The organism is Streptomyces nanshensis (assembly GCF_001751255.1).
GTDB classification, from domain to species: Bacteria; Actinomycetota; Actinomycetes; order Streptomycetales; family Streptomycetaceae; genus Streptomyces; species Streptomyces nanshensis_A.
Genome location: NZ_LJGW01000706.1, coordinates 1 through 7976, shown reverse-complemented (window position 1 = coordinate 7976; position 7976 = coordinate 1). Strand labels below are relative to the sequence as shown.

The window sequence follows — 7976 nt, the reverse complement described above, 5'->3', positions numbered from 1 at the left end:
CAAAGAACGGACGCTTCCATCACAACCCAACCGGTTGCTCCGGGCGCTTCCCTCTCGGTGATCCAACTCTATCAGGAGCACTTTCTGAATCCCTTTGCGGGGTCGGTCAGTTGACTCTGACGGTGTGGGTCTCCCGGCGAAGCTCACCCGGTACCCGTCGAGTTGGAGCTGTAAACGTACTGGAGCGGAGCGCCCGGACGCAAATCGAGGCGCTCCGCTCGTCGTTGGGGGCCTGGCGGCCTCAGACCTCGACGACCACGGGGAGGATCATCGGGCGGCGGCGGTAGGTGTCCGAGACCCACTTGCCCACCGTGCGCCGTACGAGCTGCTGGAGTTGATGCATCTCGGCGATGCCGTTCTCGGCCGACTTGGCCAGGGCCTCGTCGATCTTCGGTACGACCTGTTCGAAGTCGGCGTCGTCGATGCCGGAGCCACGCGACTGGATGTGCGGGCCGCCGACGATCTTCCCGGTGCTGCTATCCACAACGACGAAGACGGAGATGATGCCCTCGTCGCCGAGGATGCGGCGGTCCTTGAGGGAGGACTCGGTGACGTCTCCCACCGAGAGGCCGTCCACGTACACGTACCCCGCGTGCACCTTGCCCGCGATGGTGGCCTTGCCGTCGATCAGGTCGACGACGACGCCGTCCTCGGCGATGACGACGCGGTCGCGCGGTACGCCGGTCTGGGCGCCCAGTTCGGCGTTGGCGCGCAGGTGGCGCCATTCGCCGTGGACTGGCATCAGGTTCTTGGGCTGGCAGATGTTGTAGAAGTACAGCAGTTCGCCGGCGGAGGCGTGGCCCGAGACGTGGACCCGGGCGTTGCCCTTGTGGACCACGTTGGCGCCCCAGCGCGTCAGGCCGTTGATGACGCGGTAGACCGCGTTCTCGTTGCCCGGGATGAGCGACGAGGCCAGGATCACCGTGTCGCCCTCGACGATGCGGATCTGGTGGTCCCGGTTGGCCATGCGGGAGAGCGCGGCCATCGGTTCGCCCTGCGAGCCGGTGCACACCAGCACCACTTCGTCGTCCGAGAGGTCGTCGAGCGTCTTGACGTCGACGACGAGGCCGGACGGTACGTTCAGGTACCCCAGCTCCCGCGCGATGCCCATGTTGCGGACCATCGAGCGGCCCACGAAGGCCACGCGCCGTCCGAACTCGTGCGCCGCGTCCAGGATTTGCTGGATCCGGTGCACGTGGCTGGCGAAGCTCGCCACGATGATGCGTTTCTGCGCTCCGGCGAAGACCTGCCGCAGCACTCCGGAGATGTCACGCTCCGGCGGTACGAAGCCCGGCACCTCGGCGTTCGTCGAGTCGGACAGCAGCAGATCGATGCCCTCCTCGCCGAGGCGTGCGAAGGCGCGCAGGTCGGTGAGGCGGCCGTCCAGCGGGAGCTGGTCCATCTTGAAGTCGCCGGTGTGGACGACCATGCCCGCGGGCGTGCGGATCGCGACCGCGAGCGCGTCCGGGATGGAGTGGTTGACCGAGACGAACTCGCAGTCGAACGGGCCGATGCGCTCGCGGCGGCCCTCCTCGACCTCCAGCGTGTACGGCCGGATGCGGTGCTCCTGGAGCTTCGCCTCGATCAGGGCGAGGGTCAGCTTGGAGCCGATGAGCGGGATGTCGTTCTTCTCGCGGAGCAGGAACGGCACGCCGCCGATGTGGTCCTCGTGTCCGTGTGTGAGCACGATGCCGTCGATGTCGTCGAGGCGGTCCCTCAACGACGTGAAGTCCGGGAGGATCAGGTCCACTCCGGGCTGTTCCTCCTCGGGGAACAGGACGCCGCAGTCGACGATCAGCAACCGGCCGCCGTACTCGATGACGGTCATGTTGCGGCCGATCTCGCCCAGGCCGCCGAGCGGTGTGACTCTCAGACCGCCCTCGGCCAGCTTCGGCGGCGAGCCGAGCTCGGGATGCGGATGACTCAAAAGACTCTCCTCACCAAACGCGCGCCACGCTCCCCCTGCCCGGTGCATCCGGCATGGGGACCCCACTGGCCTCCGGCTCGGGGACCCCGTGGGACACGTGGCGCGCGTCGATATTCGTGAATGGGTTCTTACGCTTCTTCGTTCGTACTGATCATGTCTGGTGTTTCGGTTCGTGCCCGGTATGGAGTTATGACGTCGGTTCTCAGATCTCTACGCCGCCATGGGCCAGGTCATGCCGCAACTGCTGGGTCTCCTCCGGGGAGAGCTCCACGAGCGGCATCCGCAGGGGCCCGCCGGGCAGGCCGCGCAACGTCAGGGCGGCCTTCGTCGTGATGACGCCCTGCGTACGGAACATGCCCGTGAAGACCGGCAGCAGCTTCTGATGGATCTCCGTGGCCTTGGTCACATCGCCGCTGAGGTGCGCTTCGAGCATCGCGCGCAGCTCCGGGGTGACCAGGTGGCCGACGACCGAGACGTAGCCGACCGCGCCGACGGACAGCAGGGGCAGGTTGAGCATGTCGTCGCCGCTGTACCAGGCGAGTCCGCTGGTCGCGATGGCCCAGCTCGCACGGCCGAGGTCGCCCTTGGCGTCCTTGTTGGCGACGATGCGCGGATGTTCGGCGAGGCGGACGATCGTCTCGGTGTTGATCGGGACGCCGGACCGGCCGGGGATGTCGTAGAGCATCACGGGCAGTTCGGTGGCGTCCGCGATCGCGGTGAAGTGCCGGAAGAGGCCCTCCTGCGGGGGCTTGCTGTAGTACGGCGTCACCGCGAGGAGTCCGTGTGCGCCCGCCTTTGCGGCGTCGCGGGCGAGTTCGAGGCTGTGCGCGGTGTCGTTCGTGCCGGCTCCGGCGACGACGTGGGCGCGGTCTCCGACCGCTTCGACCACGGCCCGCACGAGCTGGGATTTCTCGACATCGCTGGTCGTCGGGGACTCGCCAGTGGTGCCGTTGACGATCAGGCCGTCATTGCCGGCGTCCACCAGGTGAACGGCGAGCCGCTGCGCGCCGTCGAGGTCGAGGGAGCCGTCCGCGGTGAACGGCGAGACCATCGCTGTCAGAACCCGCCCGAAGGGCGTGTGCGGTGTGGAGGTCGGAGCCATGGGGTCCACGCTACTCGCAGCCCGGGCGGTGGTGCTCCCTCGGGGCCTTGGTCATGGTCGTTCCGCGGCCGGTGCGGGCCTGCGGACGACGTCCGGTGTGTGCCCTGCGGGCGCCTCGTGCAAGGGAGGCCCGGCACTGCCTGCTCGGGGGTTCAAGCAGTGCCGGACCGTGATTTCAGCGTAGACGTACTACGCGAAAGCCCGCAATCGGGACATCGGCGGGGCGGTCACGGCGCAACGCGGCCATTGGCGTTGAAGGCCTCGTGGGTCAGCGGCATGAGCTTCGCCCACTGTTCCTCCATCAGCTCGCCCACCATCTCGATCTCCCGCTGCGGGAAGGACGGCACCTTGGCCTGCTCGTGCTGGGTGCGCAGCCCCAGGAAGTGCATGAGGGAACGGGCGTTGCACGTCGCGTACATCGAGGAGTAGAGGCCGACGGGAAGCACCGCGCGGGCGACCTCGCGGGCCACTCCCGCGGCCAGCAGCCGCTGGTACGTCTCGTAGGACTGCCGGTAGGACTCCGTCATGGCCGAGACCGTCAGCTCGTGCTGCTCGGGGGTGCCCGCCACGAACTCGTACTTGCCGGGGCGGCCCTGCTGGACGAGCTTGCGGTCGGCGCCGGGGGTGTAGAAGACAGGCTGGAGCTGCCGGTAGCGCCCGGACTCCTCGTTGTAGGACCAGCCGACGCGGTGGCGGTGGAACTCCCGGAAGACGAAGAGCGGGGCGCTGATGAAGAAGGTCATCGAGTTGTGCTCGAAGGGGCTGCCGTGGCGGTCCCGCATCAGGTAGTTGATCAGGCCCCGCGAGCGCGCCGGGTCCTTGTGCAGCTCCTCCAGGGACTTCTCGCCTCCCGTCGAGACCCGGGCCGCCCACAGCACGTCGGTGTCGGCGGCGCTGTGCTTGACCAGTTCGACGGTCATCTCCCCTCGGAAGCTGGGAGCGGCGTCCTGGTCGGAGGTGTCGGTCACGTGCGGTCCTTCCGGGTCGTGCGGCTTCCGGGCGCGCCCAGCCTACGGCGGACCGCCGACACCGCCCGCGGCGTACCCGTGAGCCCCCGGCGAGGGCGTTTCGCGGCTTTCGTCCGGACAAAGCGGACTGTCTGACGTGATAGAGGGGGGTCGGTGCATGAGGGCGGGCCGGTGCCTGATATTTTTTGATCCACGTCCCCTCTTACCCGGCACTTCTCAGCCGTCGTGGACGTTCTACCTACGAAACCATCCAGAACGATCTCGACAGGAGTCCCCTGCCCATGTTCCGCCGCGGAGAGTCAGTACCGTTCGCGTTCCTCGCAGACGCCGACCGGTTCCGCAGCAATGTCACGCCGCCGCCCCGCGCCCAGCGCACCAACGCCGAGAAGGCAGGGAGCGCGCTGTTCGGCCTGACGGTCGTGGCGGGTCTGGTCGGCTCCCTCGTCCTCGGCGTTCCCGCGCTCGATCCCGAACGTCAAGCGCAGCGGCACGGTCCGGCCGCCGCCGAGAGCCGCTGAGCACCGGCTGACGCCGTTCTGCGAGCAGTTCACGAAGCTGCTCGCAGGGGCCGGCCGGTCCCGCTCGCCGTGGTCCGTCGCCTGCCGCGTCGACCAGCCGGGCTGGCCGGGTCTCGTACACCTCGCTAGTGTCCTCGCGCATCACCCGATCCATCCGGTCGGGACCGTACCGAGCGAGGACGACGAGGACCAGCAGTGCCCCTGCCCTTCATGACGGCCGCAGGACAGTCCGGCGCGGCCGAGCACACAGACCGAGATCTGCAGAGCCCCCTCCCCCACGACGTCCGTGAGCACTGGCGCCGTCCGTACCGTCCCGGCCCCTGGCGGGTCGGCGGCGCGGCGGTTCTGCTGCTGCTCGCCTCGTACATGCTCTTCTCCGCGCTCATCATCGCCCTCGCCGGGTCGGTGACGGGCGCGCTCGTGTGTCTGGTGGCCGCGCTCGCGGTCATCGCGCTCGCGCTGCGGCTGCTGCGGGTGGGCGTGTGGGTCTCGGCGTACGGGCTGCGGCGCGTGGGGCTGCTGACCACCGTGACGCTGGGCTGGCACGAGGTCGCCGCCGTACGGACCGTGCAGCAGCCGGTGCGGTGGCTCGGGCTGCCGCGCACGGTGCAGGGGCAGGCGCTCGACGTCGTACGGGCCGGTGACGGCGAGGCGTTGCGCACGCTGCTGACGGATCACAACGCCGACTTCCTCGCACGGCCGGAAGCCTTCGACCGGGCCGCCGACGTCATAGAGACATGGGCGGCCGAGTCGCGGGCCGGGGCGTAGCGGACGCGCCGGGCGCTCCCCGGGTACGGGCTGGCGCCCGTCAGGGTTTCCCGCCGTGGCCGTCCGTACCGTCGTGCAGGGAGATCGCCCGCTGCATCGCCTTGCGGGCGCGGGCGGTGTCGCGGGCGTCGCGGTAGGCGACGGCCAGCCGGAACCAGCACCTCCAGTCGTCGGGGGCGCGCTCGGTTTCGGCCTTTCTGCGGGCGAACACCTCGTCCGCGGAGTCGCGGTCGATGCGGCCCGAGGGCGTACGGCGCAACTCGTCGACGGGCAGGCCGCCTTCGGCCTCCAGTTCGCGTGCCAGCCGCTCGGCCGCGCGCGCGAAGCGGGTCGTCTGCCACAGGAACCAGACGCCGATGAGCGGAAGGACGAAGACAGCGACGCCGAAGGGGACGGTGACCGGAGTGCCCTGTTCGATCAGCAGCACTCCCCGGCTGCCGGCCAGCACGAAGTAGGCGACCAGCACGGCGGCCAGGACGAAGTACGTGATCTTGTCCCGCACGCGCTCACGCGTCCAGGTCGAGGAAGTGCTCCAGACCGTAGGTGAGTCCGGGCGCGGAGCCGACGCGGCGCACCCCAAGCAGCACGCCCGGCATGAAGGAGCTGCGGTGCAGCGAGTCGTGCCGGATCGTGAGGGTCTCCCCCTCGCCGCCGAACAGCACCTCCTGGTGGGCGACGAGTCCGCGCAGCCGTACGGAGTGCACGGGGACGCCGTCGACGTCCGCGCCGCGGGCGCCGTCCAGGGCGGTGGAGGTGGCGTCCGGCTGGTCCGGAAGCCCGGCCTCCGCGCGGGCGGAGGAGATGAGCTGTGCGGTGCGCGCGGCCGTACCGCTCGGGGCGTCCGCCTTGTTGGGGTGGTGCAGTTCGACGACCTCGGCGGATTCGAAGAAGCGGGCGGCCTGCCGGGCGAAGCGCATCGTGAGGACGGCGCCGATGCCGAAGTTGGGGGCGATGAGGACGCCGGTGCGCGGGGACGCCTCCAGCCAGCCGCGTACGGTCGCGAGGCGCTCGTCCGTCCAGCCGGTGGTGCCGACGACGGCGTGGACGCCGTTGCTGACGCAGTGCTCAAGGTTGCCCATGACGGCGTCGGGGTGCGTCAGATCGACGGCGACCTCGGCACCGGAAGCGGTGAGGGCGCTCAGGGAGTCGTCGCGGTCGAGGGCGGCGGCCAGCTCCATGTCGTCCGCGGCCTCGACGGCCCGTACGGCCTCGGAGCCCATGCGGCCTTCGGAGCCGAGGACGGCCACGCGCAGCTTGCTCATTGTTCTCGTTCCTTCGGGGCTGGCCGGTGTCGCTGCTGTGAACCGGCGGGTGCGGAGGGCGTGTTCAGGAGACGGCCTCGTGCAACTGGGACGTCTGGCGGTCGGTGAGCGGGCCGATGACGGCGAGGGAGGGGCGCCGGCTGAGCACGTCGCGGGCCACCGCGCGTACGTCGTCGGGGGTGACGGCGGCGATCCTGGCCAGCATGTCGTCGACCGAGAGCTGTTCGCCCCAGCACAGTTCGCTCTTGCCGAGCCGGTGCATGAGCGCGCCGGTGTCCTCCAGGCCGAGGACCGTGGCGCCGGACAACTGGCCGACGGCGCGGCGCAGTTCGTCGTCCGGGAGGCCGTGGCGCGCGGCGTGGTCCAGCTCGTCGCGGCAGATCTTCAGCACGTCGGAGAGCTGGCCGGGGCGGCAGCCCGCGTACACGCCGAAGAAGCCGCAGTCGGCGAAGCCGGAGGTGTAGGAGTACGTGCTGTAGGCGAGGCCGCGTTTCTCGCGGATCTCCTGGAAGAGGCGGGAGCTCATGCCGCCGCCGAGGGCCGCGCTGAGCACGCCGAGCGCCCATCTGCGGTCGTCGTTGCGGGAGTAGCCCGGCATTCCGAGGACGAGGTGGGCCTGTTCGGTGCTGCGGTCGGCGATCTCCACACGGCCGTGTGCACGGAGCGGGCGGTTGCCGGTGCGCGGGCCGACGGGTTCGCGCCCCTCCGTACGTTCCAGTGCGCCCGCGCGCTCGAAGGCCGCGCGTACCTGCTCGACGACGGTGTCGTGGTCGAGGTTGCCCGCCGCGGCGACGACGAGGTGCGGCGGGGCGTAGTGCTTGCGGTAGAAGCGCGCGAGGCGGTCCCGCGTGAAGCCGTTCACGGTCTCGACGGTGCCCAGCACGGGACGGCCCAGCGGGGAGTCGCCCAGCAGGGCGCGGGCGAAGAGATCGTGCACGCAGTCGCCGGGGTCGTCCTCGGTCATCGCGATCTCTTCGAGGATGACGCCCCGTTCGGCCTCGACCTCGGCGGCGTCGAGGACGGACCCGGTGAGCATGTCGCCCAGGACGTCGATCGCCAGCGGCAGGTCGGAGTCGAGGACGCGTGCGTAGTAGCAGGTGAACTCCTTCGCGGTGAAGGCGTTCATCTCCCCGCCGACGGCGTCGAGTTCGGCCGAGATGTCGAGCGCGCTGCGCCGCCGTGTGCCCTTGAAGAGCAGATGCTCCAGATAGTGCGTGGCGCCGCCGAGCGCCGGTGTCTCGTCGCGGGAGCCGACGTGGGCCCAGATGCCGAGGGTCGCCGACCGTACGGTGGGCACCGTCTCGGTGACGACCCGCAGCCCGCCCGGCAGGACCGTCTTGCGGACCTCGCCCCCGCCGCCCGGGACCGCGCCCGACATCGCGTTCACTCCCGATCGTGTACGGGCGACGGCCCGCCCCTCCGCGGAGGTGG

General features: G+C 70.1%; 8 protein-coding genes. 2 read left to right on the top strand and 6 right to left on the bottom strand.

Annotated features, from left to right (window positions below):
- Positions 1–241: 241 nt before the first annotated feature.
- From AN218_RS32425 to thyX, 3 genes are all read right to left on the bottom strand, one after another.
- A complete protein-coding gene (locus tag AN218_RS32425) occupies positions 242–1927 on the bottom strand; it encodes a ribonuclease J (protein WP_070020603.1) in 1686 nt (561 codons plus the stop codon).
- A gap of 202 nt (positions 1928–2129) precedes the next feature.
- Complete coding sequence (gene dapA / locus AN218_RS32420; protein WP_070020602.1) at positions 2130–3029, bottom strand: 4-hydroxy-tetrahydrodipicolinate synthase; 900 nt, start codon at positions 3027–3029, stop codon at positions 2130–2132.
- A 227-nt stretch (positions 3030–3256) separates the two neighbouring features.
- Positions 3257–3949, bottom strand: coding sequence for an FAD-dependent thymidylate synthase (thyX, locus tag AN218_RS32415; protein WP_216311842.1), 693 nt, complete (start codon positions 3947–3949; stop codon positions 3257–3259).
- A gap of 329 nt (positions 3950–4278) precedes the next feature.
- Here thyX and AN218_RS32410 point away from each other — a divergent pair, with 329 nt between their 5' ends.
- Both AN218_RS32410 and AN218_RS32405 read left to right on the top strand, forming a co-directional pair.
- Complete coding sequence (locus AN218_RS32410; protein ID WP_070020600.1) at positions 4279–4515, top strand: hypothetical protein; 237 nt, start codon at positions 4279–4281, stop codon at positions 4513–4515.
- A 195-nt stretch (positions 4516–4710) separates the two neighbouring features.
- The gene (locus AN218_RS32405) at positions 4711–5283 is read left to right on the top strand and encodes a hypothetical protein (RefSeq protein WP_070020599.1); all 573 of its coding nucleotides are present in this window, start codon (positions 4711–4713) and stop codon (positions 5281–5283) included.
- Between the two features lie 40 nt (positions 5284–5323).
- Here AN218_RS32405 and AN218_RS32400 read toward each other — a convergent pair whose 3' ends face one another.
- From AN218_RS32400 to AN218_RS32390, 3 genes are all read right to left on the bottom strand, one after another.
- Positions 5324–5785: a tetratricopeptide repeat protein gene (locus tag AN218_RS32400; RefSeq protein ID WP_070020598.1), complete on the bottom strand. Its 462-nt coding sequence runs from the start codon at positions 5783–5785 to the stop codon at positions 5324–5326.
- A gap of 4 nt (positions 5786–5789) precedes the next feature.
- On the bottom strand, positions 5790–6545 hold the full coding sequence (dapB, locus tag AN218_RS32395; protein WP_070020597.1) for a 4-hydroxy-tetrahydrodipicolinate reductase: 756 nt from the start codon (positions 6543–6545) through the stop codon (positions 5790–5792).
- 64 nt (positions 6546–6609) lie between these two features.
- Positions 6610–7976, bottom strand: a 1367-nt coding sequence (locus AN218_RS32390; protein ID WP_244900897.1) for a M16 family metallopeptidase, incomplete at its 5' end; no start/stop codon positions are given.